The sequence below is a fragment of the Mesorhizobium koreense genome, assembly GCF_031656215.1.
GTDB classification, from domain to species: Bacteria; Pseudomonadota; Alphaproteobacteria; order Rhizobiales; family Rhizobiaceae; genus Mesorhizobium_L; species Mesorhizobium_L koreense.
On record NZ_CP134228.1, the window covers coordinates 3,077,150 to 3,101,464 of the forward strand.

At 61.7% G+C, this 24,315-nt stretch carries 23 protein-coding genes; 20 read left to right on the plus strand and 3 right to left on the minus strand.

The window, feature by feature from the left end:
* Window positions 1-141: 141 nt before the first annotated feature.
* The gene (locus RBH77_RS14635; RefSeq protein ID WP_311028329.1) at window positions 142-1,599 is read right to left on the minus strand and encodes an NCS1 family nucleobase:cation symporter-1; all 1,458 of its coding nucleotides are present in this window, start codon (window positions 1,597-1,599) and stop codon (window positions 142-144) included.
* Between the two features lie 175 nt (window positions 1,600-1,774).
* On the opposite strand from RBH77_RS14635, the gene RBH77_RS14640 reads away from it, so the two are divergent.
* From RBH77_RS14640 to RBH77_RS14700, 13 genes are all read left to right on the plus strand, one after another.
* The gene (locus RBH77_RS14640; protein ID WP_311028330.1) at window positions 1,775-2,668 is read left to right on the plus strand and encodes a VOC family protein; all 894 of its coding nucleotides are present in this window, start codon (window positions 1,775-1,777) and stop codon (window positions 2,666-2,668) included.
* Entirely contained in the window at window positions 2,665-3,495 is an 831-nt protein-coding gene (gene kdsA, locus RBH77_RS14645) for a 3-deoxy-8-phosphooctulonate synthase (RefSeq protein WP_311028331.1), read from the plus strand. The genes RBH77_RS14640 and kdsA overlap by 4 nt, the downstream gene beginning before the upstream one ends.
* Window positions 3,496-3,571: 76 nt before the next feature.
* Entirely contained in the window at window positions 3,572-3,775 is a 204-nt protein-coding gene (locus RBH77_RS14650) for a dodecin family protein (RefSeq protein WP_311028332.1), read from the plus strand.
* A gap of 187 nt (window positions 3,776-3,962) precedes the next feature.
* On the plus strand, window positions 3,963-5,243 hold the full coding sequence (eno, locus tag RBH77_RS14655; RefSeq protein ID WP_311028333.1) for a phosphopyruvate hydratase: 1,281 nt from the start codon (window positions 3,963-3,965) through the stop codon (window positions 5,241-5,243).
* Window positions 5,244-5,354: 111 nt separating this feature from the next.
* Window positions 5,355-5,672, plus strand: a complete 318-nt coding sequence (locus RBH77_RS14660; RefSeq protein ID WP_311032555.1) for an FtsB family cell division protein — start codon at window positions 5,355-5,357, stop codon at window positions 5,670-5,672.
* Between the two features lie 164 nt (window positions 5,673-5,836).
* On the plus strand, window positions 5,837-6,877 hold the full coding sequence (gene pdhA / locus RBH77_RS14665) for a pyruvate dehydrogenase (acetyl-transferring) E1 component subunit alpha (protein WP_311028334.1): 1,041 nt from the start codon (window positions 5,837-5,839) through the stop codon (window positions 6,875-6,877).
* Between the two features lie 18 nt (window positions 6,878-6,895).
* Window positions 6,896-8,302 (plus strand): pyruvate dehydrogenase complex E1 component subunit beta, encoded by a 1,407-nt coding sequence (locus RBH77_RS14670; protein ID WP_311028335.1) that lies wholly within the window; start codon window positions 6,896-6,898, stop codon window positions 8,300-8,302.
* Window positions 8,303-8,317: 15 nt separating this feature from the next.
* On the plus strand, window positions 8,318-9,679 hold the full coding sequence (locus tag RBH77_RS14675) for a pyruvate dehydrogenase complex dihydrolipoamide acetyltransferase (RefSeq protein WP_311028336.1): 1,362 nt from the start codon (window positions 8,318-8,320) through the stop codon (window positions 9,677-9,679).
* A 51-nt stretch (window positions 9,680-9,730) separates the two neighbouring features.
* Window positions 9,731-10,369, plus strand: a complete 639-nt coding sequence (locus RBH77_RS14680) for an SGNH/GDSL hydrolase family protein (RefSeq protein ID WP_311028337.1) — start codon at window positions 9,731-9,733, stop codon at window positions 10,367-10,369.
* 17 nt (window positions 10,370-10,386) lie between these two features.
* On the plus strand, window positions 10,387-11,832 hold the full coding sequence (gene lpdA, locus RBH77_RS14685) for a dihydrolipoyl dehydrogenase (protein ID WP_311028338.1): 1,446 nt from the start codon (window positions 10,387-10,389) through the stop codon (window positions 11,830-11,832).
* 68 nt (window positions 11,833-11,900) lie between these two features.
* Window positions 11,901-12,152 carry a GlsB/YeaQ/YmgE family stress response membrane protein gene (locus RBH77_RS14690; protein WP_311028339.1) on the plus strand — a complete coding sequence of 84 codons (252 nt, stop codon included), beginning with the start codon at window positions 11,901-11,903 and terminating at the stop codon, window positions 12,150-12,152.
* Window positions 12,153-12,285: 133 nt separating this feature from the next.
* On the plus strand, window positions 12,286-13,251 hold the full coding sequence (gene lipA / locus RBH77_RS14695) for a lipoyl synthase (protein WP_311028340.1): 966 nt from the start codon (window positions 12,286-12,288) through the stop codon (window positions 13,249-13,251).
* A gap of 11 nt (window positions 13,252-13,262) precedes the next feature.
* Window positions 13,263-13,733 carry a type II toxin-antitoxin system RatA family toxin gene (locus tag RBH77_RS14700; RefSeq protein WP_311028341.1) on the plus strand — a complete coding sequence of 157 codons (471 nt, stop codon included), beginning with the start codon at window positions 13,263-13,265 and terminating at the stop codon, window positions 13,731-13,733.
* Here RBH77_RS14700 and RBH77_RS14705 read toward each other — a convergent pair.
* Window positions 13,723-14,211 (minus strand): CinA family protein, encoded by a 489-nt coding sequence (locus RBH77_RS14705; protein WP_311028342.1) that lies wholly within the window; start codon window positions 14,209-14,211, stop codon window positions 13,723-13,725. The two genes, RBH77_RS14700 and RBH77_RS14705, sit on opposite strands and share 11 nt — an antisense overlap.
* The gene (locus RBH77_RS14710; protein ID WP_311028343.1) at window positions 14,208-15,413 is read right to left on the minus strand and encodes a bifunctional 2-C-methyl-D-erythritol 4-phosphate cytidylyltransferase/2-C-methyl-D-erythritol 2,4-cyclodiphosphate synthase; all 1,206 of its coding nucleotides are present in this window, start codon (window positions 15,411-15,413) and stop codon (window positions 14,208-14,210) included. The genes RBH77_RS14705 and RBH77_RS14710 overlap by 4 nt, the downstream gene beginning before the upstream one ends.
* A 125-nt stretch (window positions 15,414-15,538) precedes the next feature.
* Here RBH77_RS14710 and dusB point away from each other — a divergent pair, with 125 nt between their 5' ends.
* The 7 genes from dusB to hfq all read left to right on the plus strand — a co-directional run bounded on the left by dusB (window position 15,539) and on the right by hfq (window position 24,294).
* Window positions 15,539-16,588 carry a tRNA dihydrouridine synthase DusB gene (dusB, locus tag RBH77_RS14715; RefSeq protein WP_311028344.1) on the plus strand — a complete coding sequence of 350 codons (1,050 nt, stop codon included), beginning with the start codon at window positions 15,539-15,541 and terminating at the stop codon, window positions 16,586-16,588.
* A complete protein-coding gene (locus tag RBH77_RS14720; protein WP_311028345.1) occupies window positions 16,585-17,730 on the plus strand; it encodes a two-component system sensor histidine kinase NtrB in 1,146 nt (381 codons plus the stop codon). The genes dusB and RBH77_RS14720 overlap by 4 nt, the downstream gene beginning before the upstream one ends.
* Entirely contained in the window at window positions 17,727-19,187 is a 1,461-nt protein-coding gene (gene ntrC, locus RBH77_RS14725) for a nitrogen regulation protein NR(I) (RefSeq protein WP_311028346.1), read from the plus strand. The genes RBH77_RS14720 and ntrC overlap by 4 nt, the downstream gene beginning before the upstream one ends.
* An 80-nt stretch (window positions 19,188-19,267) precedes the next feature.
* Window positions 19,268-21,565: a sensor histidine kinase NtrY-like gene (locus RBH77_RS14730; protein WP_311028347.1), complete on the plus strand. Its 2,298-nt coding sequence runs from the start codon at window positions 19,268-19,270 to the stop codon at window positions 21,563-21,565.
* The gene (ntrX, locus tag RBH77_RS14735; protein WP_311028348.1) at window positions 21,555-22,916 is read left to right on the plus strand and encodes a nitrogen assimilation response regulator NtrX; all 1,362 of its coding nucleotides are present in this window, start codon (window positions 21,555-21,557) and stop codon (window positions 22,914-22,916) included. The genes RBH77_RS14730 and ntrX overlap by 11 nt, the downstream gene beginning before the upstream one ends.
* A gap of 120 nt (window positions 22,917-23,036) precedes the next feature.
* Window positions 23,037-23,900: a D-amino-acid transaminase gene (locus tag RBH77_RS14740; protein WP_311028349.1), complete on the plus strand. Its 864-nt coding sequence runs from the start codon at window positions 23,037-23,039 to the stop codon at window positions 23,898-23,900.
* Window positions 23,901-24,045: 145 nt separating this feature from the next.
* The gene (gene hfq, locus RBH77_RS14745; protein ID WP_311028350.1) at window positions 24,046-24,294 is read left to right on the plus strand and encodes an RNA chaperone Hfq; all 249 of its coding nucleotides are present in this window, start codon (window positions 24,046-24,048) and stop codon (window positions 24,292-24,294) included.
* Window positions 24,295-24,315 lie beyond the last annotated feature (21 nt).

The following is a 24,315-nucleotide window of genomic DNA, read 5'->3' on the forward strand; positions in this document are numbered from 1 at the left end:
GGCATTGGCCCGCAAGGACCGCCTGCCACAGACTAGGCGATGGCTCCATACGCACGCAACGGTAGCGGCATGAAAAGCTTTGGACGAACGGCCAGGCGGCATGAACCATCTCTCCGGAGGTGTTCCGGAGAGGCGGTAAGATCAGGCGCGGGCGACCTTCGCACCGGCTCCTGCCGCGGCTGAGCGCAGCACGTAGTAGATGATTCCGGAGATGGCAACGCCGAAGAACCAGCCGTAAACGCCCCACCATGCCGGCATCCAGTCGGTGAAGTTCGGCAGGATCGACGCGAAGATGGCCCCGATGATCGCGGCGATGAAGGCATTGACGTGCCATCCGCCCTGGAAGCGGAATTCTCCATTCTCCTTGTAGAGGCCGACCACGTCGAGTTCGCCTTTGCGGATCAGATAATAGTCGACCATCATGACCCCGAAGATCGGCCCCATCGTCGCGCCGATCACCCCGACGAAGCCGGCGGCGCTCCCGTCCCAGGGAGAGAAGGGATAGAGCACCAGCGCGATCAGCGCCGCTATATAGCCGCCCTTCTTGAAATTGATTTTGCGCGGAAAGACGTTGGCGAAATCGAAGGCCGGGGAGACGAAATTCGCCACCACGTTGATGCCGAGCGTCGCCACCGCGAACGTGACCGCCGCGAGCAGAGCCAGGAACCAATTGTCGAACTTCGCCGAGATGTGGTCCGGGTGAATCAGCACTTCATGATAGACGTCCCATGCCGCGATCGTTGTAACGCCGGCGACCAGCGAGAAGAGGATAAGGTTGACCGGCAGCCCCCAGATGTTGCCGGTCCGGACCGCCGCCTTGTCCGGCGCGTAGCGGGCGAAGTCGCAGAAGTTCAGGTAGAGCGCCGAGAAATAAGTAACCCAGATCGCAGCCACGCCGGCGAGCGCCGCAAACGAACCCGGTACGCCGGGAATGCCGGCATCCTTCGTCTTCTCGATCAGCGCATCCATGGGGATATCGCTTGTGACGGCAAAGCTGCCCGCCTTGATGCAAAGGTAGATCGCCAGGATCAGCATCATGATCCAGACCGCCGGGCCGGCCCAGTCCTGGAAGCGGCGGACGGTCTCCATGCCGCGCTGGATGATGAGGAGTTGCAGGCCCCACATGACAAGGAAACAGATCACGTCGAGGCCGGAATGGCCAAGGAAATGTGAGTTCTGGTGAAAGTCGGCGAAGACGTGCCAGCGCGTTAGCAGCGCTACAACGGCGCCAGAGGCAGCGGCGGTTTGCGCCCCGTACCAGAAGCAGGCGACGATCGCGCGCACCAATGCCGGTACGTTGGCGCCCCAGATGCCGAAGGAGGCGCGCGCGAGCACGGGGTAGGGCACGCCGGTTTTCACGCCGGCATAGCCGATCATGCTCATCAGCGCGAAAATGATGAGCGATCCGATGCCTATCGCGATGATGAAATTGACGAAACCGCCGCAGAACAGGAACAGGCTGGCAGCGAGGTAATAACCCCAGAGACTGTGCACGTCCGAGGTCCAGACGTTGAAGATGGAGAAGGGGCCCCAATTGCGTGTTGTGGCGGGGGCAAGATCCTCGTTGTAAAGCGAGGGCGAAGCGCCTTGGATGCTCATTTCATATGTCCCCTCGAACATCTGCCAACAAGCGAGCGATGGGTGAGGCTAGGACTGACCTTAGGGAAAGTAAACGGGGATGTGGGCGATCCGAGCGTGAAGCCGGTGGACAATTGCCCTGAAAGGAGCGGGGCGCTCGCTTGAACCGGCCGGCTTTTTCAGGCACATGGCGGCGATGTCCGCATCGAAGTTTCCGCCGGCCCGCTCGGTCGACCACTGCGTCCTGACTGTCGCCGATCTCGGTACTGCGCGCGACCGGTTGACCTCGCTCGGCTTCGTCGTGGCGCCTGACGGCGCTCACCCCTTTGGCACCGCGAATTGCTGCGTCTATCTCGCCGACGGCACGTTCCTCGAGCCGCTGGCGCAGGCGGATGGCCGGGCCGAGCGGGAAGCGGCACGTCAAGGCAATATGTTCACCGCACGCGATCTCGCCTACCGCTATCGCCAGGGCGAAGAGGGATTTTCAGCTCTCGTATTCGATACGAAAGATGCCGCCGCTGACCATGCTGGATTTGTCGAGGCGGGCTTTTCAGGCGGAAACATCCTCGATTTTTCGCGCGGCTTTACCGACGCCTCCGGCAAGACGGACAAGGCTTCCTTCCGGCTTGCCTTCGCGGGCGACTGGCGTGCGCCGGATTGTTTCTTCTTCACCTGCCAGCGTGTGCGGGTGCCTGAGGTCGACCGCTCGGCTCTCCAAACGCATCGCAATGGCGCGACGCGAATAAAGGGCATCGTTCTGGCTGCGCCGCATGGGCGCGATTTTGCGGATTTTATACTCTCGGCGGCGAATGTGGCTTCCACCAACGAAGATCGCGATGCGACACGGATCAAAACGGCGAACGCCATGCTCGAATTGATTGAAGGCGCGGCGATGGAGAACCGGTTCGGCATCTCCTTGCCGGCCGATCCGGGCTTGCGTCTTCACGCGATCCGCTTCGGCGTGCGCGAAGTGAACGAAACGGAAGCCCTGTTGCGCAATGCCGGGATCACCTATGAGAAGCGCGACGGCGGGCTTGTTGTCCATTCCGCGCCGGGGCAGGGCGCAATATTAGTGTTCGAGGCAGAATGACCGCACCCAACAACACAGTCATCGCCGGTGACGTTCGCTTTTCCAATGACGGCCCGCTTTCACTGATCGCCGGGCCCTGCCAGCTCGAAACGCGGCAGCATGCCTTCGACATGGCAGGCGCCCTGAAGGAGATCGCTGGTCGGCTCGGCATAGGCCTCGTCTACAAGACGAGCTACGACAAGGCGAACCGTACTTCGCTGACGGGCGCGCGTGGCGCCGGTCTCGACGCGGCGATGCCGATCTTCGACGATCTCCGCCGCGAATTCGGTCTCCCCATCCTGACCGATGTCCATACGGAGGAACAATGCGGCCTTGTCGCGCCGCATGCCGATATCCTGCAAATCCCGGCCTTCCTGTCGCGCCAGACCGACCTGCTCATCGCCGCCGCGAGAACCGGGAAGATCGTCAATGTGAAGAAAGGCCAGTTCCTGGCGCCGTGGGACATGAAGAACGTGGTCGCAAAGATCGCGGATTCCGGCAATGCCAATGTACTGGTCACCGAGCGCGGCGCATCCTTCGGCTACAACACCTTGGTGTCCGACATGCGCTCGCTGCCGATCATGGCCGAGATGGGTACGCCGGTGATCTTCGACGCCACCCATTCGGTGCAGCAGCCGGGCGGGCAGGGCGGCTCGACCGGCGGCGAGCGCCGCTTCGTGGGGACGCTGGCGCGCGCCGCTGTCGCGGTGGGTGTTGCCGGCGTCTTTATCGAAACACATCAGGACCCCGATCATGCGCCTTCGGACGGACCGAACATGGTGCCGCTCAGGGACTTGCCGTCGCTTCTGGAGCGCCTTGTAGCGCTCGACCGGATTGCCAAGGCCTGATCGTCACGGCTTGTGACCGGTTGCCGGCAACTGTAGGCTGCGACAGGGGGCAAACGCTTGACCTCAGGAGGAAGCTATGTCCGTCGCCCGCGTCACCGAAATCACCGCCTCGTCCAAAGTCAGTTTCCAAGATGCGCTGGAAAAGGGAATCGAACGCGCCAACAAGACACTAAAAAACGTCAAGGGTGCGTGGATTCAGGAACAGAAGGTGGAGGTCGAGGACGGCCACATCACTGCTTATCGCGTCAATATGAAGGTGACATTCGTCCTGACAGACTAACCGTGACGGCTCGGGGCTTTGATGAGCCAGGGTCAAGGTCCTGCCGTTCCCATCTTTGCATTCCCAGCCCGGGGATCGGCGCCTACACCGTGTTTGAAACGTCATCCGTAATACCGGAACCGATTGCCTTTCACCGCGCTTCGGCTAAGACGGGCTCGACAGAAATCATCGCAAGCAGGACCAAGCCATGACCGCTATCGTCGACATCGTGGGCCGTGAAATCCTCGACAGCCGCGGCAATCCGACCGTCGAGGTCGACGTGGTTCTCGAAGACGGTTCCATGGGGCGGGCGGCCGTGCCTTCCGGCGCATCGACCGGCGCGCACGAGGCCGTCGAATTGCGCGACGGCGGCGAACGCTATCTTGGCAAGGGCGTCTTGCGCGCTGTCGAGGCCGTCAACGGCGAGATATTCGAAGCCGTCGGTGGCATGGAGGCGGAAGAGCAGATCCATATCGACCGCACGATGATCGAACTGGACGGCACGCCGAACAAGGGCCGGCTCGGCGCCAACGCCATTCTCGGCGTGTCGCTCGCCGTCGCGAAGGCGGCGGCCGAGGCGGCGGGCCTGCCACTCTACCGCTATGTCGGCGGCGCATCGGCGCATGTCCTGCCGGTGCCGATGATGAACATCATCAATGGCGGCGCGCATGCCGACAATCCGATCGATTTCCAGGAATTCATGATCCTGCCGGTCGGCGCGCCGACGCTGCGCGAGGCCGTCCGCATCGGTTCGGAGGTCTTCCATACGTTGCGCAAAGGACTGAAGGATGCCGGCCACAATACCAATGTCGGCGACGAAGGCGGCTTCGCGCCGAACCTGAAGGACGCCCAGTCGGCGCTCGATTTTATCATGAAGTCGATCGAGAAGGCCGGCTACCGCGCCGGCGACGACGTGGCGATCGGGCTCGATTGCGCAGCGACCGAATTTTATCATGAAGGCAAATATGCCTATGCGGGCGAAAGGAAGACCCGAGATGCCAAGGCACAGGTGAAGTATCTCGCCAAACTGGTTTCCGATTATCCCATCGTCACCATCGAGGACGGCATGGCCGAGGATGATTGGGAGGGTTGGAAGGCTCTGACCGACGCGCTCGGCGGCAAGGTGCAACTTGTCGGCGACGATCTGTTCGTTACCAACACCGAGCGGCTTCGCGACGGCATCCGCATGGGCGTGTGCAATTCCATCCTCGTCAAAGTCAACCAGATCGGCTCTCTGACCGAGACGCTGGAGGCTGTGTCCATGGCGCAGCGCGCCGCCTATACCTGCGTCATGTCGCATCGTTCCGGCGAGACGGAGGATTCCACCATCGCCGACCTGGCCGTTGCCACCAATTGCGGACAGATCAAGACCGGCTCCATGTCGCGTTCGGACCGACTGGCCAAATACAACCAGCTCATTCGTATCGAGGAAGAGCTTGGAACCCAGGCGCATTATGCCGGCGAAAGCGCGTTCCGACCGCGCGGGTAGACCACGAAGAATTGACCGGTAGGCTCGTTTTGTAACCGGCCATTAAGCATGATCGGTCACATTGGGGAGTAAATAGGATCTCCCCGCGATATGTGGTTTCGCCGAAGCAATCTGTGGACACGTCAGCATCGCAAGCGGCGGACCGGCGCACTGATCGTCCCCGCGATCACCGTGGCGTTCCTGGCCTATTTCGGCTTCCATGCCTTCCATGGCGAATTCGGCATCTATAACAGCCACCAGCTTGATGCGCAGGCGGCGGCGCTCAAACAGCAGCTTGCCGGGATCAAGGCCGAACGCGAGGAACTTGAACAGCGCGTGCAACTGCTGCATGATGGTACGATCGAGAAGGACATGCTCGACGAGCAGGCGAGGCGTACGCTGAACCTCTCTCGCGAGGACGAGGTCACGATATATAGGCCTGTCCGCTAGAGTTAACCGGTTTCTGGTTAATTGCTGTTATTCTGAATATTCCTAGTAGGTTAGAGGCATGACTGCCATGCGCGTTTGGGCATGGCGGAACAGTTTCCCGCGTGCTAGCTTTTCCCCAATAGGAAGACGCTTTTCTTTCGCAGATTTCTTACGGGGAGTGATGTATGGCCACTGCCGCCAGAAAGGCGCCTAAACGCGCCAAATCCGATAAACCTAAATCTCCACCCAAGGCACCGGCACCGGCGGCGTTTTCCAAGGAACAGGAGCTGGCGGCCTATGATGCGATGCTTCTGATCCGGCGCTTCGAGGAGAAGGCCGGCCAGCTTTACGGTATGGGTTTCATCGGCGGTTTCTGTCATCTCTATATCGGCCAGGAAGCGGTTGTCACCGGCATGCAGATGGCGCTGAAGGAAGGTGACCAGATCATCACCGGCTACCGCGATCATGGCCATATGCTCGCCACCGGCATGGAGCCGCGTGGCGTCATGGCCGAACTCACGGGTCGCCGTGGTGGTTATTCGCATGGCAAGGGCGGCTCCATGCACATGTTCTCCAAGGAGAAGAATTTTTATGGCGGCCATGGCATTGTCGGCGCACAAGTGCCGCTCGGCACGGGCCTGGCCTTCGCCAATCATTATCGCGGGAACGACAACGTTTCGGTCGTCTATTTCGGCGACGGAGCGGCCAATCAGGGCCAGGTCTATGAGAGCTTCAACATGGCCTCGCTGTGGAAGCTGCCGGTCATTTATGTGATCGAGAACAACCGCTATGCGATGGGCACGGCCGTGTCCCGTTCCTCGGCCGAGACCGATTTCTCGCATCGCGGCCTGTCTTTCAGGATACCCGGCATCCAGGTCGACGGCATGGATGTCCGGGCGGTTAAGGCCGCCGCCGATATGGCGACGGAATGGTGTCGTTCGGGCGAGGGGCCGATCATCCTTGAAATGCAGACCTATCGCTATCGCGGCCACTCCATGTCCGACCCAGCGAAATACCGCTCGAAGGACGAAGTGCAGAAGATGCGCTCCGAGCACGACCCGATCGAGCAGGTGAAGAAGCGGCTCACCGACAAGAAGTGGGCGAGCGAAGACGATTTGAAAGCGATGGACAAGAAGGTGCGGGACATCGTCGCCGATGCGACCGATTTTGCTCAAAGCGACGCCGAGCCGGACGCTTCCGAGCTCTGGACCGACATCGTGCATTGATCAGGGAGAGGGACGCATATGCCGATCGATATTCTGATGCCCGCCCTCTCGCCCACCATGGAAGAGGGCAATCTCGCCAAATGGGTGAAGAAGGAAGGGGACAAGGTTTCCGCCGGTGATGTCATCGCCGAAATCGAGACCGACAAGGCGACTATGGAAGTCGAAGCCGTCGACGAAGGCACACTCGGAAAAATACTCGTTCCGGAGGGCACCGAGGGCGTGAAGGTCAACGCGCCGATCGCCGTGCTTTTGCAGGAAGGCGAAAGCACGAGCGATATAGGCAAAGCGAAAGAGCCTGCGCCGGCCCCCGCAAAGCCCACCGAAGACAGCGCAAAGGCGGAAAGCCAGCCGAAGCAGGAGGCCGCCGAAAAGGTGCCGGCTGCGCCCGCAGCGCCTGAGACAAAACCCGCCGCCGATCCGGATATTCCCGCCGGTACCGAAATGGTGCAGACGACGGTCCGCGAGGCGCTGCGTGACGCAATGGCGGAAGAGATGCGCCGCGATCCGGACGTTTTCGTCATGGGTGAGGAAGTCGCCGAGTACCAAGGCGCCTACAAGGTCACGCAGGGGCTGCTGCAGGAATTCGGCGCCAAGCGCGTTGTCGATACGCCGATCACCGAACACGGCTTCGCCGGCGTCGGGGTGGGTGCCGCATTCGCCGGGTTGAAGCCGATCGTCGAGTTCATGACATTCAACTTCGCCATGCAGGCGATCGACCAGATCGTCAATTCGGCGGCGAAGACGCTCTATATGTCAGGCGGCCAGATGGGCGCGCCGATCGTCTTCCGTGGGCCGAACGGTGCGGCAGCGCGCGTCGCCGCCCAGCACAGCCAGGACTACGCCGCCTGGTATAGCCATATTCCTGGGCTGAAGGTCGTGCAGCCTTACACCGCTGCCGATGCCAAAGGGCTCTTGAAGGCGGCGATCCGCGATCCGAACCCGGTGATCTTCCTCGAGAACGAGATCCTCTACGGCCATTCCTTCGACGTGCCGAAGCTCGACGATTTCGTGCTGCCGATCGGCAAGGCGCGCATCCACAAGGAAGGCAAGGACGTCACCATCGTCTCCTTCGGCATCGGCATGACTTACGCGGTCAAGGCCGAGGCGGAACTGCGTGAGATGGGCATCGACGCTGAGATCATCGACCTCAGGACCATCCGTCCGATGGACCTCGATACGGTGATCGCCTCAGTGAAGAAGACCAACCGCCTCGTCGTGGTGGAAGAAGGCTTCCCGCAATCCTCGGTCGGCGATTTCATTGCCAACCAGGTGTCTCAGCGTGCCTTCGACTGGCTCGACGCGCCGGTGATCACCATCGCCGGCAAGGACGTGCCGATGCCTTACGCCGCCAACCTCGAAAAGCTGGCCCTGCCGAACGTTTCCGAAGTGGTCGAGGCGGTCAAGGCCGTCACTTACAAGGCCTGAGGGGAGGGCGCCGATATGCCGATCAACATCACCATGCCGGCCCTCTCACCCACTATGGAGGAGGGCAACCTCGCCAAGTGGCTCGTCAAGGAAGGCGACGAGGTCAAGGCCGGCGATGTCATCGCCGAGATTGAAACCGATAAGGCCACGATGGAAGTAGAGGCCGTTGATGAGGGCAAGGTCGCGAAGATCGTCGTGCCGGCCGGCACCGAGGGCGTCAAGGTCAATGCACTGATCGCGGTGCTTGCCGAAGAAGGCGAGGACGTGGCCGAAGCCGCCAAGGCTGGCGGCGCGCCCGAGAAGAAAGCCGAGACACCGAAAGCCGCCGAAGCGCCGAAGCAGGAACCAGCGAAGGCAGAGGCTCCGAAGGCCGAGCCTGCCAAGTCAGAAAAACCGCAAGCCCCGGCAGCCGCCCCGGTGGCGAACGACCATGCGGCTGGCGATCGTGTTTTCGCTTCCCCGCTTGCCCGTCGCATCGCCAAGGATGCCGGTGTCGACGTCGCGGCGGTAAAGGGGACCGGTCCGCATGGGCGCGTCGTAAAGGCCGATGTCGAGGCGGCGATCGCCGATCGCGGAGCAAAGGCCGCGGCACCTGCCGGCGCGCCGGCGGCCTCGGCCGCAAAGCCTATTTCGGACGATGCCGTGCTCAAGCTCTTCGAGGAAGGCTCCTACGAACTCGTCTCGCACGACAACATGCGCAAGACCATCGCCCGCCGGCTGGTCGAAGCGAAGACCACCATCCCGCATTTCTATCTGACGGTTGATTGCGAGATCGACGCGCTGCTTGCACTGCGTGCCCAGATCAACGCCGCGGCGCCGATGAAGAAGACGGACCACGGCGAGGCGCCGGTCTACAAGCTTTCCGTCAACGACATGATCATCAAGGCGATGGCGATGGCGCTGATGGCGGTGCCGGATGCCAATGCCTCATGGACCGAGGCGAACATGGTCATGCACAAGCACGCCGATGTGGGGGTGGCTGTCTCCATCCCCGGAGGCCTCATCACGCCGATAATACGGCATGCCGATCAGAAATCGCTGTCGGTGATATCCAACGAGATGAAGGATCTGGCGAGCCGGGCGAGGAACCGCAAGCTCAAGCCGGAGGAATACCAGGGCGGCACCACCGCCGTCTCCAACCTCGGCATGTTCGGCGTCAAGGATTTCGCCGCTGTGATCAACCCACCGCACGCGACCATCATGGCCGTGGGTGCCGGCGAGGAAAGGGCGGTCGTGAAGAAGGGCGAGATCGTTGTCGCCAACGTGATGTCGGTGACGCTCTCGACCGACCATCGGGCGGTCGATGGCGCGCTTGGTGCCGAGCTGCTTCAGGCGTTCAGGAAGTACATCGAAAACCCGATGAGCATGCTGGTCTGAGGTCCAGCCCTCTCTCTTGCGGAGAGGGCGAAGCGGCCGCGAGGGGTATTGATGAAAACCGTCCTCTGTTACGGCGATTCACTGACTTGGGGTTTTAGCCCCGACGGTTCTGGTCGCCATGCCTTCGAGGACCGCTGGCCGAGCGTGTTGCAGGCGGGGCTAGGCGCTTCCGCGCTTGTCATTTCCGAAGGATTGAACGGCCGCACGACGATTTTCGACGACTATGCCGCGGGCGCAGATCGCAATGGCGCCCGCATCCTGCCGACGATCCTGATGACCCATGTTCCGGTCGACCTCATCGTCGTCATGCTGGGCTCGAATGACATGAAGCCATGGATCGCGGGCCATGCACAGGCGGCCAAACAGGGCATGCAGCGGCTGGTCGATATCATCCGCCGGTTCGACTATCCGCTGAACGAGGAGCCACCGGAGATCCTGATGGTCTCTCCGCCCGTAATCCGCGAAACGGCCGATCCCGATTTTGCCGCCAGATTCGGTCCCGGCATCGCGCAGTCGAAGATGTTGGCAACGCTGTATTCCGACCTTGCCGACGAGATCGGCTGCGGCTTTTTCGATGCCGGTTCGGTGGCGCAAGCGAGCCCGATCGACGGCGTCCATCTCGACGCTGAAAACACGCGCTCCATCGGGCGCGGTATCGAGCCTGTCGCACGCATGATGCTCGGCCTCTGAGCGAAGGAGAAATCAAAGTGGCAGAAAGCTACGACGTCATCATCATCGGTTCGGGGCCGGGCGGCTATGTCACGGCGATCCGTTCGGCACAGCTTGGACTGAAGACCGCTATCGTGGAACGCGAGCATCTCGGTGGCATCTGCCTCAACTGGGGCTGTATACCGACCAAGGCGCTGCTGCGCTCCGCCGAGATCATGCATTACGCCGACCATCTCAACAATTACGGACTGAAGCTCGACGGCAAGGTCACCCCCGACACGAAGGCTGTCGTCGACCGCTCACGCGCCGTTTCGCAGCGGCTGAACAATGGCGTCGGCTTCCTGATGAAGAAGAACAAGATCGACGTCATCTGGGGCGAGGCGAAGCTGACCAAGCCCGGAGAAATCGTCGTGTCCGCGACCAAAAAGAAGCCGATGCAGCCGCAGCCGCCACAACCCAAGGGCACGAAAGGCGAGGGCACCTACACGGCGAAAAACATCATTATCGCGACTGGCGCGCGACCGCGCGTGCTTCCCGGGATAGAGCCGGACGGCAAACTGATCTGGACGTATTTCGAGGCGATGGTGCCGCCCGAGATGCCGAAATCGCTGATCGTCATGGGCTCGGGCGCCATCGGCATCGAGTTCGCTTCCTTCTACCGCAGCATGGGTGCCGACGTGACGGTGGTCGAATTGCTGCCGCAGGTCATGCCGGTCGAAGATGCCGAGATCGCTGCATTCGCCAAGAAGCAATTCGAAAAACAGGGCCTGAAGATCCTGCTCGACGCCAAGGTAACCAAGGTCGAGAAGAGCGGAAATTCAGTCACGGCCCATGTCGAGCAGAAGGGTGGCAAGGTCGAGAAGATCACAGCCGACCGCTTGATCTCCGCTGTCGGCGTGCAGGGCAATATCGAGAATCTCGGACTTGAAGAACTTGGCGTGAAGACCGAGCGCGGCTGCATCGTCATAGACGGCTACGGCCGCACCAACGTACCTGGTATCTATGCAATCGGCGACGTGGCCGGTCCGCCGATGCTGGCGCACAAGGCGGAGCACGAGGGCGTGATCTGCGTCGAGAAGATCGCCGGCGTCCCGGGCGTCCATCCCATGGACAAGAACATGATTCCCGGCTGCACCTACTGCAACCCACAGGTCGCCTCCGTCGGGCTTACCGAAGCGAAAGCCAAGGAAAAGGGCTACGACATCCGCGTGGGGCATTTCCCCTTTGTCGGCAACGGCAAGGCCATCGCGTTGGGAGAGGACCAGGGCATGGTCAAGACGATCTTCGACAGGAAGACCGGTCAGCTTCTCGGTGCGCATATGGTGGGTGCCGAGGTTACCGAACTCATCCAGGGCTTCGTCGTCGCCATGAATCTCGAGACGACCGAGGAAGAACTGATGCACTCGGTCTTCCCGCATCCGACGCTTTCGGAAATGATGCATGAGAGCGTGCTCGATGCATACGGTCGCGTCATCCACGTTTGACGCTGGGGTCGGTTCCGCGAATACTTGTAACGTTGTGCTCGAATCACTGTCGAGGAAGGAGAGAGCAAATGGACGTAAACGGCGTAGGGTGGATTACCGCGATCATCATCGGCGGCATTGCCGGCTGGGGCGCGGAACAATTCATGAAGAGCAGTATGGGACTCTTGATGAACATCATTCTTGGCATCGTCGGCGCGGTGATCCTGAATGCGATACTGGCGGCGTTCAATCTTGGGTTCACGGGCTGGGTCGCCTATCTCATCATCGGCTTCATCGGCGCTTGTATCCTCATCGCCATTGGCAGGATGCTGAAGCGCTAGGTGCAACGAGCATGGGCTGCCCGGGCAACCGGGCAGCCTGAACCCACCGCCGCGCGTCACTATATGCGGGAGGAGAACCCGAGGAAGTGACAGTCTTCCCGGCGTCCGCAACCAGATTGACAGGTTCGAGTAGATGGTAACCGTACTGGACAGGGTTTCCGCCCCGCCGCGCCCGCGCCACCCGGAAAAGGCGCATCGGCCGGATCAGGAAGTGCTGCGCAAGCCGGACTGGATCCGCGTCAAGGCGCCGACTTCGCGCGGCTATCTGGAGACGCGCGAGATCGTCAAGTCGAACAGATTGGTGACGGTCTGCGAGGAAGCCGGCTGCCCGAACATCGGCGAGTGCTGGGACAAGAAGCACGCCACCTTCATGATCATGGGTGAAATCTGCACGCGCGCCTGTGCCTTCTGCAACGTCGCCACTGGCCTGCCGACAGCCCTCGATCCGGAGGAACCCGCCAATGTCGCCAAGGCGGTCGGACAGATGGGCCTCAATCATATCGTCATCACTTCGGTCGATCGCGACGATCTGCCGGACGGCGGCGCGCGGCATTTCGCCGAGGTGATCCACGCCATCCGCGAACGGTCGCCCGGCACGACGATCGAGGTGCTGACGCCCGATTTCCTGCGCAAGGACGGCGCGCTGGAGATCGTGGTCGAGGCGCGGCCGGACGTCTTCAACCATAATCTGGAGACGGTTCCGTCGAACTACCTGACCGTGCGCCCCGGCGCGCGCTATTTCCATTCGATCCGGCTCCTGCAGCGTGTGAAGGAACTCGACCCGTCGATGTTCACCAAGTCCGGCATCATGGTCGGCCTCGGCGAGGAGCGGAACGAGGTGCTGCAACTGATGGACGATCTGAGGACCGCGAACGTCGATTTCCTGACGATCGGGCAATATCTGCAACCCTCGAAGAAGCATCATCCGGTGAAGAAATTCGTCACGCCGGAGGAATTCAAGTCTTACGAGACGATCGCCTACACGAAGGGTTTCCTGCTGGTCTCGGCAAGCCCGCTCACGCGTTCCTCGCATCATGCGGGCGAAGATTTCGCCAGGCTGAGAGCAGCGCGTGAGCAGTCGCTGAAAAAGACGGCCTGAGCCGCCCATTCATGCCGAAATTCGAAACGACCCGTCATGTCGCGCACCCGCCGGACAAGATGTTCGATCTTGTCGCGGACGTGGAGAGATATCCCGAATTCCTGCCGATGTGCACCGGACTGACGGTTCGGTCGCGCAAGGAACGCGACGGGATCGGCGTTCTCGTCGCCGACATGTCGGTCGGCTACAAGGCGATTCACGAGACTTTCACCAGCCAGGTCGTGCTAAAACGCGCCGAAAACACAATAGAGGTCAAATATCTCGACGGGCCGTTCCGCTACCTGCAAAATCTGTGGCGTTTCGAGGATGACGGCCGGGGCGGCTGCGACATCCATTTCTTCATCGAATACGAATTCAAGAGCCGGCTGCTCGGCGCCATGATGGGCGCCATGTTCGATCGCGCCTTCCGTATGTTCGCCGGTGCCTTCGAGAAGCGCGCGGACGAGGTTTACGGAGCAGGCGGCAAGGCTACTAGCGCCTGAGCCCGTCCAGCACGAGGGAAAGCGCTGTCTTCACGCTCTCTTCGCGGATAAATGCCCGGCCCCTGTCCTCGAACAGACGCTGCTCGGCTACAGGCGGCCGGCCTTTGACGGCGAGCCCGAACCACACCAGCCCCACCGGCTTTTCCGCCGACCCGCCGCCGGGCCCGGCTATGCCGGTGACCGAAACAGCGATGCCGGCTCGCGAATGCGCAAGCGCTCCGACGGCCATCTCCAGCGCCGTTTCTCGCGACACGGCACCATGGGCTTCAAGCGTCTCCTGCCGGACGCCCAGCATTTCCATTTTCGCTTCGTTCGAATAGGTGACGAAGCCTCGATCGACGACGGCCGATGAGCCGGCGATGTCGGTCAGTGCGGCGGCAATCATGCCGCCCGTGCAGGATTCCGCCGTCGCCAACATGATGCCGCGTTCCTCGCAGGCTGCGAGCACCTCCCGTGCAAGTTCCTGTTCCTCACTCATGCCGGGACGCTTCCCGGATAGAGGACGCTGACAGTAGCAATCGCGGCAATCCCCTCGCTGCGGCCGACAAATCCGAGCTTCTCGTTCGTTGTCGCTTTCACCGAAACTCGATCGGCCGCGATACCGAGCATGTCCGTAAGCGCCTTGACCATTTTCTCCCGATGCGGCCCGATTTTCGGCGCCTCGCAGATCAGCGTAATGTCGGCATTGGCAATCCGGCCGCCCTTGGCACGAACGATTTTGGCTGCGTGCTCGACAAAGAGCCGCGAGGCGGCGCCCTTCCACTGCGGATCGGAAGGCGGGAAATGCGTACCGATGTCGCCCGCGCCGCAGGTCGCAAGCAGCGCGTCGGTCAGGGCGTGCAGGCCGACATCGGCATCCGAATGGCCGGAAAGGGCCTTCACATGCGGAATGGCGATGCCGCACAGCATCACGTGATCGCCAGGGCCAAAGGCATGGACGTCGTAGCCATTGCCGGTGCGAACGTCCGGGTACGCCGCGCGAGAAAGCCTTTCATCCGCCATGGCGATATCCCTTGCCCAGGTCAATTTCACATTATCGGACGATCCTGCGACGATCTCGACCGGCATTCCGGCCCATTCGGCGACTGCCGCATCGTCGGTGAAGTCGTCGCGTCCGCTTGCCGCCGCCTTTTCGTGCGCATCGAAAATGGCTCTGAAAGGAAAGCCTTGCGGTGTCTGCGCGGCAAAGAGGCCGGTACGATCCACCGTACCGGTAACGCGCGCGTCGGTATCGCCGCGCTTCAACGTATCGGATACAGCGAGAGCGGGGAGGGCGCCTACGCCGCTCCTGGCCTTTTCGATCACGCCAGCAATGAGTCCCGAATCCGCGAACGGCCTGACCGCATCATGGATCAGCACGGTTTCGGGGTCGAATGCCTTCAACGCGCGCAGTGCCAGGAGCGTCGAGGCCTGTCTTGTCGCGCCGCCTGGCACGGTGATGACATGCCTGGGTAGCGGCCCGACAGCCTCGGCAAACAGCGCCGTATCGTCAGGATGGATCGCGATTGCGATGGCCGCGATTCCCGGATGGCCAAGAAAAGCGTCGAGCGTACGCGCAATTACTGCACGACCGCCGATCGGCCGGTATTGCTTCGGCCCTTCATGCGAGCCGGCGCGTTCGCCGCGACCCGCTGCGACGAGAACTACCGCGATCCGATGTTTTGCTACGCTTCGTTCCATGACGGGAGGACTATCCGTCAAAGCGTGGAAAAACCAGCGCAAAGCGAATTTGTTGTGCCGACCTGCCGTTACGTCGCATAGGAGGCCGGTTGCTCGCAATTCTGATTTTGTCTAAGAAATAGGCAATGGAGAAAAATGCGCCGAATTTAAGCAATGCAGGGAGCAAGCTGGCTGAGCCTCTTCTCGTCGGCAACGTGAGGCTACGCAATCGTGTCTTCCTGGCGCCGCTTTCCGGCATAAGCGATGCGCCATTTCGCGAGCGTGCCTTTGCGCACGGCGCCGGCATGGTCGTATCGGAAATGGTCGCCAGCGGCGAGCTTGCCAAAGGCCGCGATAAATCGACCCTGCGTGTCAGGCGTTCCGGTATCTTCCCGCATGTCGTCCAGCTTGCCGGCCGTGAAGCCTGCTGGATGGCCGAGGGAGCGCGCATCGCGGTGGGCGAGGGGGCCGATATCGTCGATATCAACATGGGTTGCCCGGCAAGGAAGGTAACCGGCGGTTATTCCGGTTCGGCGCTAATGCGCGATCTCGACCATGCCCTCTCCCTGATTGACGCGGTTGTGAAAGCCGTCGAGGTTCCGGTCACGCTGAAGACACGCCTCGGCTGGGACGAGCAGGTGCTCAACGCACCGATACTGGCGCGCCGCGCCGAGGCCGCCGGTATCTCGATGATCACCATCCACGGACGTACGCGCTGCCAGTTCTATACCGGCCGGGCGGATTGGCGCGCCATCCGCCACGTCAAGGAAGCCGTGGGGATACCTGTCGTCGCCAATGGCGACATCCAGACAGTCGAGGATGCCGCGCGCGCGCTCGAATATTCCGGAGCCGACGCGGTGATGATGGGTCGGGCGAATTGTGGCGCGCCTTGGACGGCGGCGGCGATTGGCGCGGCCTGCGGTGCTGAGGAAGCGCGGGACGTGCCGCGCAGCCGAGCCGCGCTCCTCGATTATATCATCGGCCACCATGAGGCGATGCTCCTGCTCTACGGTTTAGAGAGCGGGCTGCGCCAGGCGCGAAAACATCTTGGCTGGTATCTCGACCGTCATGCGCGGGGCGCCACCATCGAACTGCGCAGCCGGATCCTGACGGCGACCGACCCGTCCATGGTCGCCCGCTTGCTCTGCGAGGCGTTCGACGACGAAAGACCGAATGCAGGAAAGATAGCGGCATGAGCATTGCCCCGGCGCGCAGATTGCCGTCCGTCGATCCCGCCAGGATCGTGCTCGACACGATCCGCCATCCCGTCATCATGCTCGGGCCGGATGATCTCATCATCTTCGCCAATGCCGACGCGGAGGATTTCTTCCGGGCGAGCGCAGTGTTCCTGGGGCGACACAAACTCGCGAGTTTCGTCCCCTTTGGAAGCCCGCTTCTGACCCTCGTCGAACAGGTCAGGGAACGCCGCGCGCCGGTCAACGAGTATCGCGTCGATATTTCCTCGCCGCGCCTCGGTCCGGAGAAGATCGTCGATATTTATGTTGCGCCGGTGCCGGAACTCGCCGGTGCAGTGGTCGTCATGCTGCAGGAGCGGTCGATGGCCGACAAGATCGACCGTCAGATGACGCATCGTGGTGCCGCGCGCTCGGTGACCGGTCTGGCGTCCATGCTGGCGCATGAGATCAAGAATCCGCTCTCCGGCATCCGCGGCGCGGCCCAATTGCTTGAAAGCGTCGTTTCCGACGACGACCGGGCGCTGACACGACTGATCACCGACGAGACCGACCGGATCGTATCGCTGGTGGACCGCATGGAGATATTCTCCGACGAGCGTCCGATCGAGCGCTCGGCAGTCAACATCCATTCCGTGCTCGACCGCGTGAAGGCGATCGCCCGCAATGGTTTTGCCCGCCATATCAGGATCGTGGAAGATTACGATCCTTCGCTGCCGCCAGTCTTTGGCAACCGCGACCAACTCATCCAGGTCTTTCTCAACCTGGTCAAGAACGCGGCGGAAGCGATCGGCCGCGAGGAGGGCGGTGAGGTCACGCTTTCGACCGCGTTCCGGCCGGGGATCCGGCTTTCAGTGCCGGGGACCCAGGATCGCGTGTCGCTGCCGCTCGAATTCTGTGTGCATGACAATGGTTCCGGCGTTCCGGACGATCTGCTGCCTATCCTCTTCGACCCCTTCATCACTTCAAAGCCGAACGGCTCGGGTCTCGGCCTTGCGCTCGTAGCGAAGATCGTCGGTGAGCATGGCGGCGTTATCGAGTGCGAATCGTCGCCGCGCGGCACGACATTCCGCATCCTGATGCCAGCATGGAAGGGAGCCCCCGGCGCGGCGGATGCCGAAGGCACCATGGAGATCGGGCAATGAGCGCGCACGGACAGATCCTCGTCGCCGACGATGATGCTGCCATCCGCACCGTGCTCAACCAGGCGCTTTCACGCGTCGGACACGATGTCCGGATCACCTCCAATGCAACGACACTCTGGCGCTGGGTGGCGGCAGGTGAGGGCGATCTTGTCATCACCGACGTCGTCATGCCGGACGGGAATGCGTTCGACCTGTTGCCCCGTATCAAGAAGATGCGGCCCGAACTGCCAGTCATCGTCATGAGCGCGCAGAACACGTTCATGACGGCCATCCGAGCCTCCGAACATGGCGCATACGAATATCTGCCGAAGCCGTTCGATCTGAACGAACTTCTCAATATCGTCGGCCGGGCACTATCGGAACCAAGAAGCGGCGGCCGCGACCTGCGAGTCGAGGAGCAGCCGGAATCGATGCCGCTCGTCGGCCGCTCGCCTGCGATGCAGGATATCTACCGCGTGCTGGCGCGGCTGATGCAGACCGACCTGACCGTGATGATCTCGGGTGAATCGGGCACCGGCAAGGAATTGGTGGCGCGCGCGCTTCACGAATACGGCCGGCGTCGCAGCGGTCCGTTCGTCGCCATCAACATGGCGGCCATTCCACGTGATCTCATCGAATCCGAGCTCTTCGGTCATGAAAAGGGCGCCTTTACCGGCGCGCAGGCGCGGTCGATCGGCCGCTTCGAGCAGGCCGAGGGCGGAACGCTCTTTCTCGATGAGATCGGCGATATGCCGATGGAGGCGCAAACACGACTGCTGAGAGTGCTGCAACAGGGCGAATATACGACGGTCGGAGGCCGCACGCCGATCCGGACGGATGTGCGCATCGTCGCGGCGACCAACAAGGATTTGCGTACGCTCATCAATCAGGGCCTCTTCCGCGAGGACCTTTTCTACCGCTTGAATGTGGTGCCGCTCCGGCTGCCGCCTCTCAGGGAGAGGTCGGAAGATATTCCAGACCTTGTCCGCCATTTCTTCCAGCAGGCTGAACGGGAAGGGTTGCACCCCAAGCGCATCGCCGCCGGCGCACTTGAACGCATGAAGCGTTATCCATGGCCGGGCAACGTCCGCGAACTGGAAAACCTCATTCGTCGTCTGGCGGCGCTTTATCCGCAGGACGAAATATCGACCGAGATCATGGAGGCCGAACTCAAGACCGGCGAGGATGCCGCCATTGCCGCCAGTGAAGGGGCGACGGCCGACGATATCACCATCGGTCAGGCGGTGGAGCGCTATCTTCAAGGCTATTTCGCATCGTTCGGGCGTGAGATGCCGCCGCCCGGCCTCTATCAGCGAATCCTGGCGGAGGTCGAATATCCGCTTGTTCTTGCTTCCATGACGGCGACCCGGGGCAACCAGATCAAGGCCGCGGAATTGCTTGGCGTGAACCGTAATACGCTGCGCAAGAAGATCCGCGAACTCGGCGTGAACGTTTATCGTGGATCAAGAGGCGATTAGTTACGCCCGGGCTGGCTTTGTTGTATTCTCGCCACAATGCGTTGCATAAGTGCCACGCAGGCGAGACAGCGTAGCAGGACATGGCAGCACAGGCCGGTTTCGGCGATTCCAATCTGATTTCCGAGGCGTCGCGCCATGAGAGGCGCCGGGTTCTCATCCTGCCCGGCGTGATCGCGGTTGTCTGTGCCCTGCTGACGGCGGCGGCTTCGTTTGTAATCCTGACGGGCCTCACGCCTATCGTTCCCGATGAAAACACGACACTTGCCCTGATCGGCGTCAACGCTGTTTTCATCCTTGTCCTTGCCGGTCTCATCGTACGGGAAGCGCATCGCATCGTCACCGCCCGGCGCCGGGGCAAGGCGGCGGCGCGGCTGCATGTGCGCATCGTTTCGCTGTTTTCGCTGGTGGCGATCATCCCTGCCGTGGTCGTCGCGATCGTTGCTTCGATCACCCTGAATGTCGGCCTCGATCGCTGGTTCGAGATCCGCACGAAGACCATCATCAACTCTTCGCTTTCCATTGCCGAGGCTTATGTGCGGGAGAATGCCCAGAACCTGCAGGGCACCACGCTTTCCATGGCCTACGTGCTCGACGAGGCGCGTTCCCTCTACGATCTCGACCGGAACGGCTTTCGCAACCTGATGAGCCAGCAGGCAACGGGGCGCCAGCTTGCCGACGCGGCGCTAATCAAGTCTGACGGCTCCTTCGTCATCGAGGCGGAAACCAAATCCGACTTCCCGATGCCGGAGCCGCCCATCCAGGCGGTTCATCAGGCAGCCGATGGGCTGCCGGTGCTGATCGAGCCGAGAATCCGCAACATCGTCGGCTCCATCGTAAAGCTCAGGGAGATACCGGACGTCTATCTCTATACGATCCGGCTGGTCGACCCGCAGGTTATCCGCGCGCGGCAGATCGTGAAGGCCAATGTCGCCGACTACCAGGCGCTCGGCGCCAACAGGCGCGTCACGCAGATCGCATTCGCGCTGCTCTATCTCGGCCTGACGCTGGTTGTCGTGCTGGCGGCGATCTGGACCGGCATCGCGGTGGCCGATCGCCTTGTACGCCCGATCCGCCAGCTTATCGGCGCCGCCGACGAGGTATCGACCGGCAATCTCGACGTTTCCGTTCCAGTCCGCGCTTCCGATGGCGATGTGGCCAGCCTCGGCGACACGTTCAACACGATGATCGCGCAGTTGAAGTCGCACCGGAACGAACTCATTGCGGCCAAGGACGTGATCGACGAAAGGCGGCGCTTCTCAGAAGCGGTGCTGGAGGGCGTCACGGCCGGGGTGATCGGGGTGGATTCGCAAGGCGTGATCACCATAGTCAACCGTTCCGCCGAGACCATGCTGGCGATATCGGACAAGGCGTCGGTCGGGAAGAACCTGTCCTCCGTCCTCCCGGATGTCGGGCGCGTATTCCAGATCGCCCGGTCGTCGAGGAGACCCGTGTACCGTGAGCAGGTCACCTTCTATCGTGCTGGGGCCGAGCGTACCTTCAACGTTCAGGTAACGCCGGAGCAGCGCGAAGCGGGTTCCGCTTCCTTTTCCGACGACTGGTCCTATGTCGTCACCGTGGACGATATTACCGATCTGGTCACAGCCCAGCGTACGAGCGCCTGGGCCGATGTCGCACGGCGCATCGCCCACGAGATAAAGAACCCGCTCACGCCAATCCAGCTTTCGGCCGAACGCATCCGCCGGCGCTTCGGCAAGGTGATCACCGAGGACCGTGAAATCTTCGACCAGTGCACCGACACCATCATTCGCCAGGTCGGCGACATCGGGCGCATGGTGGATGAATTCTCCTCCTTCGCCCGCATGCCGAAACCGGACATGAAGATGCTCGATCTCAGGGAGCCGCTGCGCGAAGCCTCGTTCCTTGTCGAAGTCAGCCGGCCCGACATCGCCTTCGAACGCGACCTCGGCTCGGAGAAGCTGATGGGTACCTTCGACAGCCGGCTTCTCGCGCAGGCATTCGGCAATGTCATCAAGAACGCCGCCGAGAGCATCGAGGCCGTGGAGCGGGAGGGAGGTGAGCCGGGGGTCATCCGCATAGTCGCCAGCGCCAGGGACGGCATGGCCGTGGTCAGCGTGACCGATAACGGCAAGGGCCTGCCGCGCGAGAACCGGCAGCGCCTTCTGGAACCATACATGACGACGCGCGAGAAGGGCACCGGGCTCGGGCTCGCCATCGTGAAGAAGATCGTCGAGGACCATGGAGGGCGGCTGGAACTGCATGATGCTCCAGCGGAATTCCATGGGGGCAGGGGAGCGATGATCCGCTTTGTCCTGCCGCTTTCGATGGAGAAAAGGGCGGAAGAAACAGAGGGCGGGGCGGCCCACAACGAACCGGAACAGATCGGAAATGGCATCTGATATTCTTATCGTCGACGACGAGGAAGACATCCGAGAACTCGTCGCCGGAATCCTGAGCGACGAAGGACACGAGACGCGTACCGCGCACGACAGCGACAGCGCGCTGGCCGCGATCGCGGACCGCGTGCCGCGTCTCGTTTTTCTCGACATCTGGCTGCAGGGATCGCGGCTCGACGGGTTGGCGCTGCTTGACGAGATCAAGACGCTTCACCCCAATCTGCCGGTAGTGATGATCTCCGGCCATGGCACCATCGAAACCGCGGTGTCGGCGATAAGGCGCGGCGCCTACGATTTCATCGAGAAGCCGTTCAAGGCCGACCGGCTGATCCTGATCGCCGAGCGCGCTCTGGAGACATCCAAGCTAAGGCGCGAGGTCAGCGATCTGAAGAAGCGCAGCGGTGACACCCATGAGCTTCTCGGTACATCCACGGCGATCGGCCAGCTCCGTCAGACAATCGAGCGCGTCTCGCCGACCAACAGCCGCGTAATGATCATCGGACCTTCCGGCTCCGGCAAGGAGGTGGTGGCGCGCGCGATCCATGCCCAGTCCTTGCGGGCGGGCGGTCCGTTCGTATCGCTCAACGCGGCGACCATCACGCCGGAACGGATGGAAATCGAGCTATTCGGAACCGAATCGAACGGTTCGGAGCGCAAGGTCGGCGCGCTTGAGGAAGCCCATCGCGGCATCCTCTATCTCGACGAGGTCGCCGACATGCCACGCGAGACCCAGAACAAGATCCTGCGCGTTCTCGTCGATCAGCAATTCGAGCGGGTAGGGGGTACGAAGCGGGTCAAGGTCGATGTCCGCATCATCTCCTCTACCGCGCAGAACCTCGAGGGGCTGATCGCGGAGGGCCGATTCCGCGAGGACCTTTATCACCGCTTGGCCGTGGTCCCGGTGATGGTGCCGCCGCTTTCGGAAAGGCGCGAGGACATCCCCTTCCTGGTCGACTTCTTTATGCGCCAGATCGCGGGCCAAGCCGGCATCAGGCCGCGCCGCATAGGCAACGACGCGCTTGCCGTCATCCAGGCGCACAATTGGCCCGGCAATGTCCGTCAGCTCCGCAACAATATCGAGCGCCTGATGATCCTGGCGCGTGGCGACGATGCCGATGCGCCGATCACGGCCGACCTCTTGCCGCAGGAAATCGGCGACGTCATGCCCCGGGCCCCCAGCCAGTCGGACCAGCACATCATGGCGCTGCCGCTGCGCGAGGCACGCGAGATGTTCGAGAAGGAATATCTGATCGCCCAGATCAACCGCTTCGGCGGTAATATCTCGCGAACAGCGGAGTTCATCGGCATGGAGCGTTCGGCCTTGCACCGGAAGCTCAAATCGCTGGGGGTATGAAAGGCGAATAGCGAATAGGCGACCGCCCATTAAACGATGTTTGCGAATGGCGGTTTTCGGCTTGTTCCCCTATTCGCCATTCGCTACTCACTATCGTGCTATTCGCTTGAGGGTGATTTCATGCCGCGCATTGCCTATGTCAACGGGCGCTACGTCCCGCACGCCCGAGCCATGGTGCATGTAGAGGATCGCGGCTATCAGTTCGCGGACGCTGTCTACGAGGTATGCGAGGTGGCACGCGGCTACGTCATCGACATGACGCGCCATCTCGATCGCCTGGACCGTTCGCTTCGCGAACTGCGGATCGCGTGGCCCATGCACCGCTCCGCGCTACAGACCGTGTTGCGCGAGGTGATCCGCCGCAACGGCATCGTGAACGGCATGGTCTACCTGCAGGTGAGCCGAGGCGTGGCGCCTCGCGACCACGTTTTCCCGCCTGCTTCGGTCAAGCCGGCGATGGTGGTGACGGCCAAGTGCATCGATCCGGCCGCCGCCGCCAGGCGTGCCGCGAACGGCGTCAAGATCATCACCGTTCCGGAGAGCCGCTGGGAGCGCGTCGATATCAAGACCGTCGGCCTGTTGCCCAACGCGCTTGCCAAGCAGAAGGCCAAAGAAGAAGGCGCGCAGGAAGCATGGTTCGTCGACCCCGACGGCACCGTGAAGGAAGGCGGCTCGACCAATGCATGGATCGTGACCCCGGAAGGCAGGCTCGTGACGCGGCCGGCGGATTTCGGCATCCTGCGGGGCGTCACCAGGGCGACCGTCATGGATGTTGCCGGCAAACTCGGCCTGACCGTGGAAGAACGGCCCTTTAGCGTGGAAGAGGCAAAAGCGGCACGCGAAGCCTTCATCACGTCGGCGACTTCGCTCGTCATGCCGGTCGTCGAAATCGACGGCAGACCTGTTGCAAACGGCCATCCTGGGACCGTCTGCTTGACGTTACGTGAGGCGTTTTTTGACGTTGCGGAAAAAACCGTGGCCTGATAACCGCATAGGCTGCGGTGCGGCGCACAAACTCGTTTTGCTTGTCTAAACCGGCAGCAAAGCCTTGAGCCATGCGGTTGACTCCGCCCGGCTGATCTTGCGCTATAGTGCGTATGGTAACGGGGACACGTGAAAGATAACAAAAATGGCGGAACGAACCCAAAATCTGCAGGACCTTTTCCTCAACTCCGTAAGAAAGAACAAGATCCCGCTTACGATATTCCTGATCAATGGCGTGAAGTTGACGGGCGTAGTGACGTCGTTCGACAATTTCTGTGTACTGTTGCGGCGTGATGGCCATTCCCAGCTTGTCTACAAGCACGCCATCTCGACGATCATGCCCAGCCAGCCGGTCCAGATGTTCGACAGCGAGGAGAACATTCGGGAATCCTGATTGCCCAAAAGCACGGCACAC

Bases quoted from the DNA above. Each gene is read 5' to 3' on its own strand.
- RBH77_RS14635 (WP_311028329.1), bottom strand. From the start codon at position 1,599: ATGAGCATCCAAGGCGCTTCGCCCTCGCTTTACAACGAGGATCTTGCC.
- RBH77_RS14640 (WP_311028330.1), top strand. From the start codon at position 1,775: ATGTCCGCATCGAAGTTTCCGCCGGCCCGCTCGGTCGACCACTGCGTC.
- kdsA (WP_311028331.1), top strand. From the start codon at position 2,665: ATGACCGCACCCAACAACACAGTCATCGCCGGTGACGTTCGCTTTTCC.
- RBH77_RS14650 (WP_311028332.1), top strand. From the start codon at position 3,572: ATGTCCGTCGCCCGCGTCACCGAAATCACCGCCTCGTCCAAAGTCAGT.
- eno (WP_311028333.1), top strand. From the start codon at position 3,963: ATGACCGCTATCGTCGACATCGTGGGCCGTGAAATCCTCGACAGCCGC.
- pdhA (WP_311028334.1), top strand. From the start codon at position 5,837: ATGGCCACTGCCGCCAGAAAGGCGCCTAAACGCGCCAAATCCGATAAA.
- RBH77_RS14670 (WP_311028335.1), top strand. From the start codon at position 6,896: ATGCCGATCGATATTCTGATGCCCGCCCTCTCGCCCACCATGGAAGAG.
- RBH77_RS14675 (WP_311028336.1), top strand. From the start codon at position 8,318: ATGCCGATCAACATCACCATGCCGGCCCTCTCACCCACTATGGAGGAG.
- RBH77_RS14680 (WP_311028337.1), top strand. From the start codon at position 9,731: ATGAAAACCGTCCTCTGTTACGGCGATTCACTGACTTGGGGTTTTAGC.
- RBH77_RS14690 (WP_311028339.1), top strand. From the start codon at position 11,901: ATGGACGTAAACGGCGTAGGGTGGATTACCGCGATCATCATCGGCGGC.
- lipA (WP_311028340.1), top strand. From the start codon at position 12,286: ATGGTAACCGTACTGGACAGGGTTTCCGCCCCGCCGCGCCCGCGCCAC.
- RBH77_RS14700 (WP_311028341.1), top strand. From the start codon at position 13,263: ATGCCGAAATTCGAAACGACCCGTCATGTCGCGCACCCGCCGGACAAG.
- RBH77_RS14705 (WP_311028342.1), bottom strand. From the start codon at position 14,211: ATGAGTGAGGAACAGGAACTTGCACGGGAGGTGCTCGCAGCCTGCGAG.
- RBH77_RS14710 (WP_311028343.1), bottom strand. From the start codon at position 15,413: ATGGAACGAAGCGTAGCAAAACATCGGATCGCGGTAGTTCTCGTCGCA.
- dusB (WP_311028344.1), top strand. From the start codon at position 15,539: ATGGAGAAAAATGCGCCGAATTTAAGCAATGCAGGGAGCAAGCTGGCT.
- RBH77_RS14720 (WP_311028345.1), top strand. From the start codon at position 16,585: ATGAGCATTGCCCCGGCGCGCAGATTGCCGTCCGTCGATCCCGCCAGG.
- ntrC (WP_311028346.1), top strand. From the start codon at position 17,727: ATGAGCGCGCACGGACAGATCCTCGTCGCCGACGATGATGCTGCCATC.
- RBH77_RS14730 (WP_311028347.1), top strand. From the start codon at position 19,268: ATGGCAGCACAGGCCGGTTTCGGCGATTCCAATCTGATTTCCGAGGCG.
- ntrX (WP_311028348.1), top strand. From the start codon at position 21,555: ATGGCATCTGATATTCTTATCGTCGACGACGAGGAAGACATCCGAGAA.
- RBH77_RS14740 (WP_311028349.1), top strand. From the start codon at position 23,037: ATGCCGCGCATTGCCTATGTCAACGGGCGCTACGTCCCGCACGCCCGA.
- hfq (WP_311028350.1), top strand. From the start codon at position 24,046: ATGGCGGAACGAACCCAAAATCTGCAGGACCTTTTCCTCAACTCCGTA.